This window comes from Stappia sp., from assembly GCF_048268045.1.
Taxonomy (GTDB): Bacteria; Pseudomonadota; Alphaproteobacteria; order Rhizobiales; family Stappiaceae; genus Stappia.
The window spans coordinates 267,037-283,023 of the sequence record NZ_JBLWWG010000006.1; the positions used below are offsets into that span (position 1 = coordinate 267,037).

General features: G+C 66.2%; 13 protein-coding genes. 5 read left to right on the forward strand and 8 right to left on the reverse strand.

The genetic code is table 11. The features are described 5' to 3' along the window. Nucleotides 1-65 precede the first annotated feature (65 nt). Nucleotides 66-2,543, forward strand: a complete 2,478-nt coding sequence (locus ACN0WF_RS12125; RefSeq protein WP_417773075.1) for a Tex family protein — start codon at nucleotides 66-68, stop codon at nucleotides 2,541-2,543. A gap of 54 nt (nucleotides 2,544-2,597) precedes the next feature. Here ACN0WF_RS12125 and ACN0WF_RS12130 read toward each other — a convergent pair whose 3' ends face one another. Then, a complete protein-coding gene (locus ACN0WF_RS12130) occupies nucleotides 2,598-3,479 on the reverse strand; it encodes a 2-keto-4-pentenoate hydratase (RefSeq protein ID WP_417773076.1) in 882 nt (293 codons plus the stop codon). A 106-nt stretch (nucleotides 3,480-3,585) separates the two neighbouring features. Further along, nucleotides 3,586-4,071, reverse strand: coding sequence for a bacterioferritin (gene bfr, locus ACN0WF_RS12135; protein ID WP_417773077.1), 486 nt, complete (start codon nucleotides 4,069-4,071; stop codon nucleotides 3,586-3,588). Nucleotides 4,072-4,350: 279 nt separating this feature from the next. On the opposite strand from bfr, the gene ACN0WF_RS12140 reads away from it, so the two are divergent. Both ACN0WF_RS12140 and ACN0WF_RS12145 read left to right on the forward strand, forming a co-directional pair. Next, a complete protein-coding gene (locus ACN0WF_RS12140) occupies nucleotides 4,351-4,749 on the forward strand; it encodes a DUF2177 family protein (protein WP_417773078.1) in 399 nt (132 codons plus the stop codon). Nucleotides 4,750-4,877: 128 nt separating this feature from the next. Next, complete coding sequence (locus ACN0WF_RS12145; protein ID WP_417773079.1) at nucleotides 4,878-5,636, forward strand: SDR family oxidoreductase; 759 nt, start codon at nucleotides 4,878-4,880, stop codon at nucleotides 5,634-5,636. Nucleotides 5,637-5,690: 54 nt separating this feature from the next. On the opposite strand, the gene urtE is transcribed toward ACN0WF_RS12145, so the two are convergent. The 6 genes from urtE to ACN0WF_RS12175 form a co-directional block, all read right to left on the reverse strand. Beyond that, entirely contained in the window at nucleotides 5,691-6,386 is a 696-nt protein-coding gene (urtE, locus tag ACN0WF_RS12150; protein WP_417773080.1) for an urea ABC transporter ATP-binding subunit UrtE, read from the reverse strand. Between the two features lie 27 nt (nucleotides 6,387-6,413). Further along, complete coding sequence (gene urtD / locus ACN0WF_RS12155) at nucleotides 6,414-7,160, reverse strand: urea ABC transporter ATP-binding protein UrtD (RefSeq protein WP_417773081.1); 747 nt, start codon at nucleotides 7,158-7,160, stop codon at nucleotides 6,414-6,416. Nucleotides 7,161-7,165: 5 nt separating this feature from the next. After that, nucleotides 7,166-8,347, reverse strand: a complete 1,182-nt coding sequence (gene urtC, locus ACN0WF_RS12160) for an urea ABC transporter permease subunit UrtC (protein ID WP_417773082.1) — start codon at nucleotides 8,345-8,347, stop codon at nucleotides 7,166-7,168. 52 nt (nucleotides 8,348-8,399) lie between these two features. Then, nucleotides 8,400-9,980 carry an urea ABC transporter permease subunit UrtB gene (urtB, locus tag ACN0WF_RS12165; RefSeq protein ID WP_417773133.1) on the reverse strand — a complete coding sequence of 527 codons (1,581 nt, stop codon included), beginning with the start codon at nucleotides 9,978-9,980 and terminating at the stop codon, nucleotides 8,400-8,402. 221 nt (nucleotides 9,981-10,201) lie between these two features. Continuing rightward, nucleotides 10,202-11,500: an urea ABC transporter substrate-binding protein gene (gene urtA, locus ACN0WF_RS12170; protein ID WP_417773083.1), complete on the reverse strand. Its 1,299-nt coding sequence runs from the start codon at nucleotides 11,498-11,500 to the stop codon at nucleotides 10,202-10,204. Nucleotides 11,501-11,780: 280 nt separating this feature from the next. After that, nucleotides 11,781-13,013 (reverse strand): CaiB/BaiF CoA transferase family protein, encoded by a 1,233-nt coding sequence (locus ACN0WF_RS12175; RefSeq protein ID WP_417773084.1) that lies wholly within the window; start codon nucleotides 13,011-13,013, stop codon nucleotides 11,781-11,783. A gap of 199 nt (nucleotides 13,014-13,212) precedes the next feature. Between ACN0WF_RS12175 and acuI the strand changes: the two genes are divergently transcribed. Together acuI and aepX are read left to right on the forward strand one after the other, a co-directional pair. Further along, a complete protein-coding gene (gene acuI / locus ACN0WF_RS12180; RefSeq protein ID WP_417773085.1) occupies nucleotides 13,213-14,205 on the forward strand; it encodes an acryloyl-CoA reductase in 993 nt (330 codons plus the stop codon). A 139-nt stretch (nucleotides 14,206-14,344) separates the two neighbouring features. After that, nucleotides 14,345-15,982, forward strand: a complete 1,638-nt coding sequence (gene aepX / locus ACN0WF_RS12185; RefSeq protein ID WP_417773086.1) for a phosphoenolpyruvate mutase — start codon at nucleotides 14,345-14,347, stop codon at nucleotides 15,980-15,982. Nucleotides 15,983-15,987 lie beyond the last annotated feature (5 nt).

A 15,987-nucleotide genomic window follows, 5' to 3' on the forward strand; every position in this document is an offset into this window, starting at 1 on the left:
GGAGTGGAAGAGCGACGCAGGCCGGCTTAAGACCGAAGCCGAAGCGTCCCCAACAGGCCAATGCTATGACCGACAACACCGAGCTGCTTTCCGAGATTTCCGCCGCCGCGCCGCAGGCGAAAAAGGCATCGGCCCTGCCGGCTGAGGTGTCGGCGAGGATCGCCGTGCGCATCGCCGGCGAGCTGTCCTGCCGGCCTGAACAGGTGTCGGCGACGGTGGAGCTGCTCGATGGCGGGGCCACGGTGCCCTTCGTCGCCCGCTACCGCAAGGAGGTGACGGGCGGTCTCGACGACACCCAGCTGCGCACGCTCGAGGAGCGACTTACCTATCTGCGGGAGCTGGAGGAGCGCCGCGTCGCCATTGCGAAGTCGATCGACGAGCAGGGAAAGCTCGATCCGGATCTGGCGGGCAAGATCCTCTCCGCCGAGACCAAGGCGCAGCTCGAGGATCTCTATCTGCCCTTCAAGAAGAAGCGGCGGACCAAGGCGCAGATCGCCCGCGAGGCGGGGCTCGAACCGCTTGCCGACCTGTTGATGGCCGATCCTTCCCGCGATCCGCAGAAGGAAGCGGCGGGCTTCGTCGACGCTGACAAGGGCGTGGCCGACGAGAAGGCGGCGCTCGACGGCGCGCGCCAGATCCTGATGGAGCGTTTCTCCGAGGATGCGGCGCTGGTCGGCCGGCTGCGCGATCACCTCAGGCGCGGCGGCGTCGTGCGGTCGCGCGTCGTCGAGGGGCAGGAGACGGCGGGCGCCAAGTTCTCCGATTATTTTGATTACCGCGAGAAATGGGCCGACGTGCCGAGCCACCGGGCGCTTGCCCTGATGCGCGGGCGCAACGAAGGCGTGCTGGCGCTTGAGCTGGCCGTCGACGAGGAGGACCCAGGCCCTGTGCGGCCGGTGGAGCGCATGGTGATGCATGCCGCCGGCATCGAGGACAAGGGGCGTCCGGCCGACAGGTGGCTTGTGGAATGCGCGCGCTGGGCGTGGCGGGTCAAGCTGTCGCTGCATCTCGAACTCGATCTGATGAACATGCTGCGTGAGCGCTCCGAGGAAGAGGCGATCCACGTCTTCGCGCGCAACCTCAAGGACCTGTTGCTGGCCGCGCCAGCCGGTCACAAGGCCGTTCTCGGGCTCGATCCGGGCATCCGCACCGGCGTCAAGGTCGCGGTTGTCGACGGGACCGGCAAGCTGGTCGAGACGACGACCGTCTATCCCTATCCGCCGCGCAACGACGTCGCCGGCACGCGGGCGGCACTGCTGGCGCTGATCGCACGCAACAAGGTGGCGCTGATTGCCATCGGCAACGGCACGGCGAGCCGGGAGACGGACCGGCTGGTGCTCGATCTTCTCGGCGACATTCCTCCGGCGGCGCGTCCGGTGAAGGTGGTGGTGAACGAGGCGGGTGCGTCGATCTATTCGGCCAGCGCGTTGGCCGCGCGCGAATTCCCCGATGTCGACGTGTCCTTGCGCGGAGCGATCTCCATCGCCCGGCGGCTGCAGGACCCGCTCGCCGAACTCGTCAAGATCGAGCCCAAGTCCATCGGCGTCGGCCAGTACCAGCACGACGTCAACCAGACGAAGCTTGCGCGCGCGCTGGACGCCGTGGTCGAGGATGCGGTGAACGCGGTTGGCGTCGACCTCAACACCGCCTCGGCGCCGTTGCTGGCGCGTGTCTCGGGTCTGACCTCGATGCTGGCGGAGGCGGTTGTCTCTCATCGGGACGCGGAAGGTGCCTATCGCAGCCGCAAGGATCTCCTGAAGGTCGCCCGTCTGGGCCCCAAGGCCTTCGAGCAATGCGCCGGCTTCCTGCGCATTCCAGGCGGCGAGAACCCCCTCGATGCCTCATCCGTTCACCCGGAGGCCTATCCGGTTGCCTCGCGCATCGTGAAAGCGTGCGGACGGCCGCTCGGCGACGTGATGGGCAACGGCAACCTCCTGAAGTCGCTCGATCCGGAAAGCTTCGTCGACGAGACCTTCGGTCTGCCGACGGTGCGCGACATCATTGCCGAGCTGGAAAAACCCGGCCGCGATCCGCGCCCGGAATTCAAGACGGCGAAGCTTGCCGATGGCGTGGAAACCATGGCCGATCTGCGGCCCGGCATGTCGCTGGAGGGAACGGTGACGAATGTCACCAATTTCGGTGCCTTCGTCGATATCGGCGTGCATCAGGACGGACTTGTCCATGTTTCGCAAATCGCCGACCGTTTCGTGCGCGATCCGGCCGAGGTGGTGAAGGCTGGCGACATCGTTCGGGTTCGCGTTGTCGAGGTTGACATGCCGCGCAAGCGCATCGCGCTCTCCATGCGCAAGGATGGCGGGGCGGAGGCGGCGGAGCGCTCCTCCGGCGGTCAGAGAGACGCGCGGCGCGACGGCGGCGGTGGCGGACGGGGCGGCGGAGCGGGCGGCCCCGGAAAGGGCGGCCGGCCTGGCGGCGGATCCTCGGGCGGGCGGCGCAACGACCGCGGCGGGAAGGACGCATCGCCTGGTGGCGATGGTGCGATGGCCGCGGCACTCGCGGCGGCTTTCAACAAGAAGAAGCGCTGATTTTCAAAAAAAAGCAAAAAGGGCGTGGCGGAATTTCCGCCGCGCCCTTTTTTGTCATTCGAAGGTGGCGCCGATCTTCGGATCGCCGGGCAGTCCCTCATAGGTGAGGGTGATGCTCATGCCGGGCTTCATCGGGTGAAGCGGGCCAATGGAACCGACGGAGACGTAGTCGCCCGGCTTCAGGGACTTTCCCTGTTCCTTGAGCTTGGCGGCGACCCAGATGACCGCGTTGAGCGGGTTGCCGAGCACGGCCTTGCCGGGGGCCTCGGACAGGACCTCGCCGGTGGCGCTGTCGGTGAGCTTCGCGTTGAAGTTCGCCATCATCTCGGTGCCGACGTCGCCTTGCGGAATGGCGATGACATTGCCCATCACGCCCTTCCACGCGCCGACGTTGATCGAGGTGATCGCCGGGCCGTCGAGCTTGTTCTCCTTGGCGACGACCAGGGCGGGAAGCTCGATGAAGGGGCGCACGCCGGAGATGGTTCTGAGCACCTCCTCCGGTGTGGTCGCGTCGTTGACGGCCGGGTCGGCGATCTCGACGATCAGGTCAGCCTCGAAGAGCGGGCGGCCCGCCTCGGAGGCGCTGACCGTGGCGCCGTCCTGCAGGAACATGTCGCGCAGCATCGTGCCGAAGACGGGTTCGCTCACGCCGAAGGCTTCCTGCGCCTTGGGCGAGGTGAGCCCGGCCTTGTATCCCGCGACCGGGCCGAGATCCTTGCTCAGCCGCTGGACGATCTTGTCCTGGGCGCAGAGGGCATCTTCCATCGACCCGCCGGCGGCGACGGGCGCCGGCGTCGGCGCGGCTTGCGCGCGCGCAGCCATGAAGGCGTCGATCGCGCTGTCGTCGGGGCATTCGGCGTTTGCGGGATTTGCGAAAAAGAATGTGGCGCAGAGCGCCAGAGCGGCCTTGCGGAGGCCGGCATCGGTGGGCGTCATCGGGTCTCCTTCCCTTCGCGGGTGTCGCGACGAGGGGAGAGTGCAACTGCGGCCCTTCAATGGCAAGAGCGACCGCCGCACCAAAAGCGGCGCGGCGGTCAGCAACTTATTCGGCTTCGTCGGCCGAGCCGGAATTGAGCAGCGAGTAGCGCTCGACGCCGAGCTTGCCGAGGAGATCGATCTGGGTCTCGAGGAAGTCGATATGGCCTTCCTCGTCAGCCAGAAGCTCCTCGAACAGCTTCATCGAGACGTAGTCGCCCTCGGCGTGGCAGATATCGCGGGACTTGGAGTAGGAGGCACGCGCATCGTACTCGCCGGCGAGATCGGCCTTGAGCACTTCTTCCACATCCTGACCGATGCGCAGCGGCGAAACCTTCTGCAGGTTCGGATGGCCCTCGAGGAACAGGATGCGGGCGATCAGCTTGTCGGCGTGCTGCATCTCCTCGATGGATTCTGCACGCTCCTTGGCGGCGAGCTTGGTCAGTCCCCAGTCATCCAGCATGCGGTAGTGCAGCCAGTACTGGTTGACGGCGCCGAGCTCCAGAAACAGGGCCTCGTTCAGCCGCTCGATGACTTTTTCACTGCCTTTCATGACACACTCCTTGTTGGATGGGCACAGGTCCATCGGGGGGCCTTCGAAGCCCGGAATAGGCGAGGCGACACCGTGCCGACCGGGCCTGTCGAGACCACATTAGAATAATTCCAAAAAGATGTGAAGGGGCTTTCCCGTTCATCCACCGGCACATGCGCAAAGGGGGCGGGACCCGCGACAGCAGAAGTGAACCGCTGGCGCATTCCCTTCGTTTAAAGTCAGGAAGGCTGCGCCGGAATGCGACATGGCGCGCCCACCCTGGCCAGAGAAAGACAGAGCATGAAGTACGCCATCGCCTACATCGCGACATCCCTTGTCTTCCTCGCGGTGGACTTTGTGTGGCTGACGCGGGTTGCGGTCGGCTTTTATCGTGACAGGCTTGCTCACCTGATGGCCGACGAGGTGAGGATCGGCGTTGCCGCGGGGTTCTATCTTGCCTATGTGGCCGGCATCGTCATCTTCGCGATCGCCCCGGCGTTCCGCTCCGGCCAATGGACCGACGCGCTGCTCTACGGCGTGCTTTTCGGCTTCTTCGCCTATGCGACCTACGACATGACCAATCTCGCGACCCTGCGCAACTGGCCGATTTCGGTGACGGTGGTCGACATCGCCTGGGGCGCGACGCTGACCGGCGTTTCCGCGCTTTGCGGCTATCTTGTTGCCCGCAATTTTGCCTGATCGGACGCTGCGGAAGCCTGCGCGCATCCGCGCCAACCGTCGATGGCGACTTGCATTTGCCCGCCCGCTTCGCCCAATCTGGCCCGAAAGGCACCTGAGGGATGGTGTCGCCAACGGGAGGAAGCAGAATGGCTGGAGCGGGCGACGTTGCCCTGATCACGGGTGCATCGGCAGGTATCGGCAAGGCGACGGCGATCGCCTTCCTGAAGGCCGGCTACAGGACCGTGCTGGTCGGCCGACGGGGAGAGCTGCTGGAGCAGGCAATCGCGGAATCGGGCGTTGACGCTGCAAATGGCCTGGCGGTCGCCTGCGACGTGACAGACCCTGTTGCGGTGGACGACCTCTTCGGCGCCATCGAGGATGCTTTCGGCAGGCTCGACGTGGTCTTCAACAATGCGGGCGCCGCCGTGCTGTCGACGCCCATCGGCGATCTCTCCTATGAGGACTGGCGTCGGGTGGTGGGCGTCAATCTCGACGGATCGTTCCTGATCGCGCGCGGCGCCTTCAACATGATGCGCAAGCAGTCGCCGCAGGGCGGGCGGATCATCAACAACGGTTCGATCTCGGCCTATGTGCCGCGTCCCGGCTCCGTGGCCTATACGGCCTCCAAGCACGCGGTCACCGGCCTGACGCGCTCGATCTCGCTGGACGGGCGTCCCTTCAACATCGCCTGCGGCCAGATCGATATCGGCAACGCCGCCTCGGAAATGACCGAGACGATCCAGAAGGGCGTGCCGCAGGCCGACGGTTCGATCAAGCCTGAGCCGGTGATGCATGTCTCCAACGTCGCCAACGCGGTGCTGCACATGGCGAGCCTGCCGCCGGAGGCGAACGTGCAGTTCATGACCGTGATGGCGACCAACATGCCCTATATCGGGCGCGGCTGAAGAACGACCAAGCAGGAGGGCGGGCGCCATGCCCGCCCGTGTCGCAGCCGTGTCTCACACGGTGAGATGGGCGCGCACCTCCGTTTCATCCAATTCGTTGCGGCTGCCGGCGAGCACCACCTCGCCGCGGTCCATCACGGCGAAGCGGTCGGCCAGGTCCCGGGCGAACTCGAAATACTGTTCCACCAGCACGATGGCCATCTCACCGGTGTCGCGCAGGAACGAGATTGCCCGGCCGATGTCCTTGATGATCGAGGGCTGGATGCCCTCCGTCGGCTCGTCCAGCAGGAGAAGGCGCGGACGCATGACGATGGCGCGGCCAATCGCGAGCTGCTGCTGCTGGCCGCCGGACAGGTCGCCGCCGCGGCGCGACAGCATGGACTTGAGCACGGGGAAAAGCTCGAAGACGGTGTCGGGCACCTTGCGCTCGGCGCGCGGCAGGACGGCGAAGCCGGTCTCCAGGTTCTCGCGGACGCTCAGGAGCGGGAAGATGTCGCGGCCCTGGGGCACCAGGGCGATGCCCTTGCGGGCGCGCTGATAGGGGGAGAGGCGGGAAATGTCCTCGCCATCCCAGCGGATGGCGCCGGCGGAGACCGGCTGCTGGCCGGCGATGGCGCGCAGCGCCGAGGTCTTGCCGACGCCGTTGCGCCCGAGCACGCAGGTCACCTTGCCGACCTCGGCGGAAAAGCCCACGCTTTTCAACGCTTGCGCCGCACCGTAGTGCAGGTCGATGGATTCAACGCTCAGCATGGGAACTCTCCCGCCAATGCGGTGTCGTCAGCGGCCGAGATAGACATCGATCACCCTCTGGTCGGCGGAAACATGGTCGAGCGACCCTTCGGCGAGCACCGAGCCCTCATGCAGGACGGTGACCTTCACCCCGAGTGCCCGCACGAAGGTCATGTCGTGCTCGACGACGACGACCGAATGGCTCTTGGCGATGTCGCGCAGAAGGTCGGCGGTTGCCGCCGTCTCGGCGTCGGTCATGCCGGCGGCGGGCTCGTCGACGAGCAGCAGCTGCGGGTCCTGCGCCAGCAGCATGCCGATCTCCAGCCACTGCTTCTGGCCGTGGCTGAGATCGCCGGCAAGGTCGTCGCGCCGGCCAGTGAGCCGCACCAGATCAAGCAGCGCGTCGATGCGCGCCTGTTCCTCGGTACTCGTGCGGTGGAACAAGGTGGCGAAGGGCCCGCGCGGCGCCTTCAGCGCCAGGCCGATATTGTCTTCCACCGTGTGGCTTTCGAAGACGGTTGGCTTCTGGAACTTGCGACCGATGCCGAAGCCGGCGATCTCCGCCTCGTCATGGCGGGTGAGGTTGATCATGTCGCCGAAGCGCAGGTCGCCGGAGTCGGGTCGGGTCTTGCCGGTGATGACGTCCATCATCGTGGTCTTGCCCGCCCCGTTGGGACCGATGATGGCGCGCATCTCGTTGCGGCCGATGACGAAGGAAAGGTTGTTGAGCGCCTTGAAGCCGTCGAAGGAAACGCTGACGCCGTCGAGATAGAGGAGGGTTTCCGCCTTGGACATGGATCTCACTCCGCCGCCTGGTGGCGCGGCGCGGCGGAATTGGCCGCGTCGCTGTTGTCGGGGTTCCTGGCGGATGGATCTCCGCTGCCGCGTTTCGGCAATCGCGCCGCGAGCGATCTGGCGACGCCGACGATGCCCTTTGGCAGGAACAGGGTGACGGCGACGAAAAGGGCGCCGAGCGCGAAAAGCCAGATCTCGGGGAGCGCGGCGGTGAACCAGCTCTTGGCGAAGTTGACGAGCACGGCACCGAGGATCGGGCCAATGAGCGTGCCGCGCCCGCCGACGGCGACCCAGATCACCGCCTCGATGGAATTCGCCGGGGCAAACTCGCCCGGATTGATGATGCCGACCTGCGGCACGTAGAGCGCGCCGGCGAGGCCCGCCATCATGGCCGAGACCGTCCAGACGAACAGCTTGTAGTGCTCGACACGGTAGCCGAGGAAACGGGCGCGGCTTTCCGCGTCGCGCACGGCGATCAGCACCTTGCCCAGTCTGGAGCTGGTGATGGCCACGGCGAGCAGCAGGCAGCCGGCGAGCGCCAGGGCGGAGGCCGCGAACAGGCCGGCCCGGGTGGCGCTGGACTGGACGTCGAAGCCGAGGATGTCCTTGAAGTCGGTCAGCCCGTTGTTGCCGCCAAAGCCCATGTCATTGCGGAAGAAGGCCAGAAGCAGCGCATAGGTCATCGCCTGGGTGATGATCGACAGATAGACGCCGGTCACCCGCGAGCGGAAGGCGAACCAGCCGAAGGTGAAGGCAAGCAGTCCCGGCACGGCAAGCGCCATCACCATGGCGAAGGGGAACATGTCGAAGCCGTACCAGTACCAGGGCAGTTCCTTCCAATCGAGGAACACCATGAAGTCGGGAAGGATCGGGTCGCCGTAAACGCCGCGCGTGCCGATCTGGCGCATCAGGTACATGCCCATGGCATAGCCGCCGAGGGCGAAGAAGGCGGCATGGCCGAGCGAGAGGATGCCGCAGTACCCCCAGACCAGATCGAGCGCGAGGGCAAGAAGCGCGTAGGTCAGGTATTTGCCCATCAGCGTGACGGCATAGGTGGGCACATGCAGCGGATGGTCGGCGGGGAGCGCCAGGTTGAGCACCGGCACGAGAACGGCGGCCGCGAGAATGACCAGAAGGGCCGCGAGGCGCCCGCCGGTCAGGCCGCCTGAGAGATGGCGCAGGATCATGGGCGAGGGCTCCGGATGCGGTGGGGCGGACGGCGAGGCGAGGGGCTCGCGCTCATGCTTCCACCGCCCGGCCCTTTTGCGCGAACAGGCCGCGCGGGCGCTTCTGGATGAACAGGATGATGAAGACGAGAACCAGGATCTTGGCCAGCACCGCGCCGGCGAAGGGCTCCAGGAACTTGTTTGCGATGCCGAGCGTCATGGCGCCAAGCAGTGTCCCCCAGAGATTGCCGACGCCGCCGAAGACGACGACCATGAAGCTGTCGATAATGTAGGACTGTCCAAGGTTGGGCGAGACGTTGTCGATCTGGGACAGCGCCACCCCGGCGATGCCGGCGATGCCGGAGCCGAGGCCGAAAGTGAGCGCGTCGACCAGCGGCGTGCGGATGCCCATCGAGGCGGCCATGCGCCGGTTCTGGGTGACGGCGCGCACGTTGAGCCCGAAGCGGGTGAACTTCATCGCGACGAGCAGCGCGGCGAAGACCACCAGCGAGAAGACGACGATCCACAGGCGGTTGTAGGTGATGGTGAGCTGGCCGATCTCGAAGGCGCCCGACATGAAGCTCGGGTTGCCGACCTCTTGATTGGTGGGGCCGAAGATCGAGCGCACCGCCTGCTGGAGGATCAGCGACACGCCCCAGGTGGCAAGCAGGGTTTCGAGCGGCCGGTTGTGGAGAAAACGGATGATGCCGCGTTCGATGGCGATGCCGACGAGGGCGGCGACGAGGAACGCGGCCGGAAGCGCGACAAGCAGCGAATAGTCGAAGAAGCCGGGGGCCAAGCTCCGGAACAGGTCCTGAACGACGAATGTGGTGTAGGCGCCGAGCATCACCATCTCGCCATGCGCCATGTTGATGACGCCCATGACGCCGAAGGTAATGGCGAGGCCGATCGCGGCGAGCAGCAGCACCGAGCCGAGAGAGATGCCGAACCAGATGTTGCGGGCCGCGTCCCAGACAGCCTGGAGCTTCTGCACGCGGGCAATGGCGGCCTGCGCCGGCGCCTGCAGGCTTGCGTCGGGTCCGTTGGCGACCGCGGTCAGCAGCGACAGCGCATCACGGTCGCCGCGCTCGGCGAGCGTTTCGAGAGCGGCGCGCTTGTCGCTTTCCGGCAGGTTCGAGGCAAGGACAGCGGCAGCGCGGGCCTCGCGCATCGCCTTGGCGACGGTCTCGGAGGTTTCCGCCGCCAGCGCGGCGTCAAGCGCGGGGATCGCCTCGGCGTCCTGCGCCTTGAACATGGCATCTGCCGCTGAAAGGCGCACGGCCGGATCCCCGGCTCTCAGGGTAAGCCCGCCGAGCGCGGCGCGGATCGTCCGGCGCAGGCGGTTGTTGACGCGGATCTTGTCGGCGGCGCCGCGCGATACCTCGCCGAGATCCTCGCCGGTCAGCGGGTCCGTGAGCCGGTAGGATGTGCCGGAACGCTTGGCGACGACGGCGCGACCATCGGATTTGCGGATGTAGAGGTCGCCGTCGGACAGGGCCTCGAGCGCGGGGACGACGGCCGGGTCTCCGGTGGCGGCGAGCGCCGAGACCTGGCGCTGGGTGTCGTCGAAGGAACCTTTGCCAAGCGCGTCGACAAGCGGGCGAAGCGCGCTCGTGTCCTGCGCCCAAGCGCGCGGCGCGCCAAGCGCGAGCAGGCCGGCGAAGAGGCAGAAGAAAAGCCCGAGGCGGAGGCCGGCTGCCGGGTGCGGGGCCGGAAGGCACGAGGCGGGGGCAGCTTTTGCGGGAAGGCCTGTCACGGTGATGTCGGTCACGGCGGGTCCTGTCGCGGGCGGAAAAAGACGGGAGGCGGCTGAAGGGGGTAAGGAGGAGGCGGGTCTTGCGCCCGCCTCCCTCCCCCCCTGGATGCGGGGTCGGGTTAGCTGCCCGATCCGCCGCACTTGCCCGTGGCCGTGTTGAAGTTTCCGCAGGACAGCGGCTTGCGCCAGTCGGAGATCAGGTCCTTGGAGCCTTCGAGATAATCGGACCAGGCGTCGCCGACGACGAGGCCGGGGGTCTCCCATACGGTCTCGAACTGGCCATTGTCCTGGATCTCGCCGATCAGCACCGGCTTGGTGATGTGGTGGTTCGGCATCATGGCCGAATAGCCGCCGGTCAGGTTGGGAACCGAGACGCCGACGATGGCGTCGATCACTGCGTCCGGGTCGGTGGTGCCGGCCTTCTCGACCGCCTTCACCCACATGTTGAAGCCGATGAAGTGAGCTTCCATCGGATCGTTGGTGACGCGCTTGTCGTCGCCGATGTAGGCCTTCCAGGTGTCGATGAACTGCGCGTTGGCCTCGGTTTCGACGGACTGGAAGTAGTTCCAGGCGGCCAGATGGCCGACGAGCGGGCCAGTGTCGAGGCCGGCCAGTTCCTCTTCGCCGACCGAGAAGGCGACGACCGGAATGTCCTCGGCCTTGATGCCGGCGTTGGCCAACTCCTTGTAGAAGGGGACATTGGCATCGCCGTTGATGGTCGAGACCACGGCGGTCTTCTTGCCGGCCGAGCCGAAGGCCTTGATGTCGGACACGATCGTCTGCCAGTCGGAATGCCCGAACGGCGTGTAGTTGATCATGATGTCCTCGTCCGCCACGCCCTTTGCCTTGAGATAGGCCTCGAGGATCTTGTTGGTGGTGCGCGGGTAGACATAGTCGGTGCCGGCGAGAACCCAGCGCTCGACGCCCTCATCGTTCATCAGGTAGTCGACGGCCGGGATTGCCTGCTGGTTGGGGGCGGCGCCGGTGTAGAAGACGTTGCGCTGGCTTTCCTCGCCCTCGTACTGGACGGGGTAAAACAGCAGCGAATTCAGCTCCTCGAAGACCGGCAGGACCGACTTGCGCGACACCGAGGTCCAGCAGCCGAAGACGGCGGAGACCTTGTCGACCTCGATCAGCTCGCGTGCCTTCTCGGCGAACAGCGGCCAGTCGGAGGCCGGGTCGACGACGACCGCCTCGAGCTTCTTGCCAAGCAGGCCGCCCTTCTTGTTCTGCTCCTCGATGAGCATCAGCATCGCGTCTTTCAGAGTGGTCTCCGAAATGGCCATGGTGCCCGACAGCGAGTGCAGGATGCCGACCTTGATCGTGTCGTCTTGCGCAAAAGCGCCAGTGAAGGCGGTGGAAGTCATGAAGGCGGCGAGAGCCAGGCCGGCAATGGAAGTCCTGTTACGAATTTTCATTGTTTTCCCCTCTGTCAGTCTCCCCCGGAGAACCAGACGGACAGAGAAGATCAAGATGCGTGCCAATTTTCCGCGGAGCGGGGATTTTGCGCTAGGGCGTTGAATCCGCGAGGCTCCCGGCTGGATTGGCGGAAATTTTCCGCTTTGCGCAAGTTTTCGTGCCGCGCACAATGCGTTTGCACAAGAGTGCGGCGCAGCGAGATTTTGCCTAAAATATACTCAAAATCAAATATGACGCAGGGTCTTCAAAGGTGACCCCGACGGGTGTTGCTGAAATGGGTCATGGCTTGCGGTCTCCCACCACGCCACTGGCGACGAGCGCCTCGACTTCCTCCGGCGCCATCTCGAGCACGCGGGTGAGCACGTCGCGGGTGTGCTCGCCCAACAGCGGCGGCGCGACCTTGTCGTTGACCGGGGTTTTCGAGAACCGCAACGGGCTTGCGACGCCCGGCACGGTGCCACCGCTGCCGTGGGGCAACTCGTTCCGGAGCCCGCGTGCCTTGGCCTGGGGTTCCTCGAACACTTCCGCGATGGCGTTGATCGGGCCGCAGGGGACGGCGGCAGCCTCCAGAACCTCGATCCATGCGCGGGTGGTGCGGGTCTTGATGATGTCGGCGATGACCGGCACGAGGATCTCGCGATGCTTCACCCGGTCGCGGTTCAGCGTGAAGCGCGGGTCGGCGGGAAGGTCCGGCCGGCCAGCCACCTCACAGAAGCGCACGAACTGGCCGTCGTTGCCGACAGCGAGGATCAGGTGGCCGTCGGCGCTGGCAAAGGCCTCGTAGGGCACGATGGCGGTATGGGCATTGCCCATGCGCACGGGTGAGGCGCCGGAGACAAGATAGCTGAGCGCCTGGTTTGCGAGGGAGGCGACTTGAACATCGAACAGGGCGATATCGAGGTGCTGGCCCTCGCCGGTGCGCTCACGGTGGGCGACCGCGCCGAGAATGGCGATGGTGGCGTTGAGGCCGGTGAGAACGTCAGCAAGCGCCACGCCGGCCTTCTGCGGTCCGCCGCCGGGCAGCGCGTCGCGCTCGCCGGTCACCGACATGAGCCCGCCCATGCCCTGGATCATGAAGTCGTAGCCGGCGCGTGCGGCATAGGGGCCGGTCTGACCGAAGCCGGTGATCGAGCAATAGATCAGGCCTGGGTTGGCCCTGGAAAGGCTGTCGTAGTCGAGGCCGTATTTCCTCAGGCCGCCGACCTTGTAGTTCTCGACGAGAATGTCGGACTTCCGGGCAAGCTCGATGATGAGGGCGCGCCCCTCGTCGCTGGCGATGTCGACGGCGACCGACTTCTTGCCCCGGTTGGCGGCCATGAAATAGGCGCTCTCGCCGGCGGCGGGACCGTCCTCCACGAAGGGAGGCCCCCAGCCGCGCGTATCGTCGCCGGTGCCGGGACGCTCGATCTTGATCACCTCCGCGCCCATGTCGGCGAGCGTCTGTGTCGACCAGGGGCCGGCGAGGACGCGGGAGAGATCGAGAACGCGCAGATGCGACAGGGGACCGGTCATGGTGGCGGGAAGCCTCCTTCATCGAGTGACGGAACCGGTGATAGCGCCACGCGGGGCAGGGGTCCAACGACTTGCGGGATAGACCCCATTCCTGGCGGTCGTTCGACAGGCGCAAGCAGGGTGAACAAGCCGGTTTTCTTTCGCAGCCCTGCTCTGCTACCAAAGGCGTCGATACGGCGGAGCACGGGAGAGGACCGCAATGAGCTTCAAGGCACTGATCGTGAACAAGGACGAGGCTGGCGCGGTGACGGCGGGCGTCGAGACGCTCGACGAGAGCAGATTGCCGGAAGGCGACGTCACCGTGGCGGTCGAGTATTCGACGCTCAACTACAAGGACGGGCTGTGCCTGGGGGCCGGTGGCGGGCTGGTGCGCACCTATCCGCATGTGCCGGGCATCGACTTCGCCGGCACCGTCACGGCCTCTGACGACGCACGCTACAAGCCCGGCGACAAGGTGGTGCTCACCGGCTGGCGTGTCGGAGAGGTGTGGTGGGGCGGCTACGCGCAGATGGCACGCGTCAAGGCCGACTGGCTGGTGCCGCTTCCGCAGGGCCTTTCGGCCCGCGATGCCATGGCCGTCGGAACGGCCGGGTTCACCGCCATGCTTGCGGTGATGGCGCTGGAGGATCATGGCGTGACGCCGCAGAAGGGACCGGTGCTTGTCACCGGGGCGGCCGGCGGCGTCGGCTCGGTCGCAACGGCGATCCTGGCGCATCTGGGATATGAGGTCGCCGCGGTGACCGGTCGGCCGGAGGCGGCGGAATATCTTGCTGGGCTCGGTGCGTCGCGCATCGTTGCACGTGAGGACATCGCGGAAACGGTGAAGCGGCCGCTCGAGAGCGAGAACTGGGCCGGCTGCGTCGATGCTGTGGGCGGTGCGATGCTGGCGCGCGTTCTCGGGCAGATGAAATACGGCGGGTCGGTCGCGGCTGTCGGGCTTGCCGGCGGTGCCGGTCTGCCGGCAACCGTCATTCCCTTCCTGCTGCGTGGGGTCAATCTGCTCGGTATCGATTCCGTCATGCGGCCCTATGAGGACCGTGTGAGGGCGTGGGCGCGCATCGCCACGGACCTGCCGATGGACAAGCTTTCCGACATGATCCGGCCGGCAACGCTTGCCGAACTGCCGGAGCTTGGCGCCGCGATCCTCAAGGGTGCGGTGCGCGGGCGGGTCGTGGTCGACGTCAACGCCTGACAGGCGGGACAGGCAGGCGAACGTCGCTTTCCAACGGCAGCCGTCTTCGCTACCTATATGCTCCGTTTCGGGCGGGAGAATTTGCTCCCGCCGGCTTTCATTCCCGGTCGCGGCGACGCGCCGACCAAGAGGATCGACCTTGCATTCCGACGGATCCATCGACGAGCGGGCCGCGCGCCCGAGCAAGTTCACTCGCCTGCGCGACATGCTGGCCAGACCGGAACTCGCCTTCCTGATGGAGGCGCACAGCGGTCTTTCGGCGAAGATTGTCGAGGAGGCCGGTTTCGAGGGGATCTGGGCGTCGGGGTTGTCGATGTCGGCGAGCCTCGGGGTGCGCGACAACAACGAACTCTCTTTCAGCCAGGTGCTGGACATGCTGGAATACATGTCCGACGCGGCCGACCTGCCGATCCTGGTCGACGGCGACACGGGGTACGGAAACTTCAACAATTTCCGCCGCTTCGTGCGCAAGCTCTGCCAGCGCGACATCGCCGGCGTGTGCATCGAGGACAAGATCTTCCCGAAGACCAACTCGTTCCTCGGTGAGAACCAGCCCCTCGCCGACATCGAGGAGTTCTGCGGAAAGATCAAGGCAGGCAAGGACACCCAGACCCACCCGGACTTCCAGGTGGTGGCGCGCATCGAGGCGCTGATCGCGGGCCGTGGCGTCGACGAGGCGCTGAAGCGCGCGCATGCCTATGCGGAGGCCGGGGCGGACGCGATCGTCATCCACTCCAAGAAGAGTACGGCCGACGAGATCCTCGATTTCTGCCGGCAGTGGGACAACCGCGCGCCGGTCATCCTCATTCCGACGAAATACTACCGCACGCCGACCGATCGCTTCCGCGAGGCCGGTGCCTCCATGGTGATCTGGGCGAACCACAATCTGCGCGCCTCGATCAAGGCCATGCGCGAAACCTGCGCCACCTTGAAGCGCGACGAGACGCTGATCGAGGTCGAGGACGAGGTCGCGGTGCTCGGAGATGTCTTCGCGCTCGCGGGCTCGGAGGAGCTGGAGCGGGCCGAGAAGCGCTATCTCTCGGCCGGTTCGCCGTCGTCGGCGGTGATCCTGGCGGCGACCAGGGGAGCACGGCTCGGCGAGCTGACCGCTGAGCAGCCGAAATGTATGGTGCCCATCCGTGGCAAGTCGCTGCTCGGGCGTCAGGTCGAGGCGCTGTCGCAGCATGGCGTGGGCGATGTTCGCGTCGTTGTCGGCTATCGCGGCGATGCGGTGGCGGCCCCCGGCATCGTCAAGCTGGAAAACGCCGCCTATGAGACCACCGGCGAGGCGCGCTCGCTGGCCATCGGTCTGGATGGGGTCGCGGGCGATGCCGTCGTCTCCTTCGGCGACATCGTCTACCGGCCGTTCTTCCTGTCGCTGATGGAGGGACGCGACGAGGATATCGTGCTGCTGGTCGACGCGAAGGGGGCGGGCGACAACGGACGCGACGCGGTTCTTGCCTCGCACCCGGACGGCGACGAGGTGGAGATCGACGGAGTGGAGCCGACGCTGCAGCGGTTCCTTGCGGACGGCGACGTCGCGCAGGGGCACGGCGAATGGATCGGTCTGCTGCGCGCCAGCGCGGCTGGAACGGACAAGCTGCGCAATGCGCTGGCCGAAATGGCGACCGAGGGCAGCCTTGACACCGCCGACGTCGGCTCCGTGCTGACCCGGCTTGCGAGCGCCGGCGAGCGGATCGCGGTTGTCTACGTGCGCGGCTACTGGCGCAACGTCAACGACCTGATGGACCTCGCCCAGGCGCGCGATCAGGTGTGAGGCAG

Excerpts from the sequence above, each read along its gene's own strand:
- ACN0WF_RS12125 (WP_417773075.1), top strand. The coding sequence starts at position 66 with ATGACCGACAACACCGAGCTGCTTTCCGAGATTTCCGCCGCCGCGCCG.
- ACN0WF_RS12130 (WP_417773076.1), bottom strand. The coding sequence starts at position 3,479 with ATGACGCCCACCGATGCCGGCCTCCGCAAGGCCGCTCTGGCGCTCTGC.
- bfr (WP_417773077.1), bottom strand. The coding sequence starts at position 4,071 with ATGAAAGGCAGTGAAAAAGTCATCGAGCGGCTGAACGAGGCCCTGTTT.
- ACN0WF_RS12140 (WP_417773078.1), top strand. The coding sequence starts at position 4,351 with ATGAAGTACGCCATCGCCTACATCGCGACATCCCTTGTCTTCCTCGCG.
- ACN0WF_RS12145 (WP_417773079.1), top strand. The coding sequence starts at position 4,878 with ATGGCTGGAGCGGGCGACGTTGCCCTGATCACGGGTGCATCGGCAGGT.
- urtE (WP_417773080.1), bottom strand. The coding sequence starts at position 6,386 with ATGCTGAGCGTTGAATCCATCGACCTGCACTACGGTGCGGCGCAAGCG.
- urtD (WP_417773081.1), bottom strand. The coding sequence starts at position 7,160 with ATGTCCAAGGCGGAAACCCTCCTCTATCTCGACGGCGTCAGCGTTTCC.
- urtC (WP_417773082.1), bottom strand. The coding sequence starts at position 8,347 with ATGATCCTGCGCCATCTCTCAGGCGGCCTGACCGGCGGGCGCCTCGCG.
- urtA (WP_417773083.1), bottom strand. The coding sequence starts at position 11,500 with ATGAAAATTCGTAACAGGACTTCCATTGCCGGCCTGGCTCTCGCCGCC.
- ACN0WF_RS12175 (WP_417773084.1), bottom strand. The coding sequence starts at position 13,013 with ATGACCGGTCCCCTGTCGCATCTGCGCGTTCTCGATCTCTCCCGCGTC.
- acuI (WP_417773085.1), top strand. The coding sequence starts at position 13,213 with ATGAGCTTCAAGGCACTGATCGTGAACAAGGACGAGGCTGGCGCGGTG.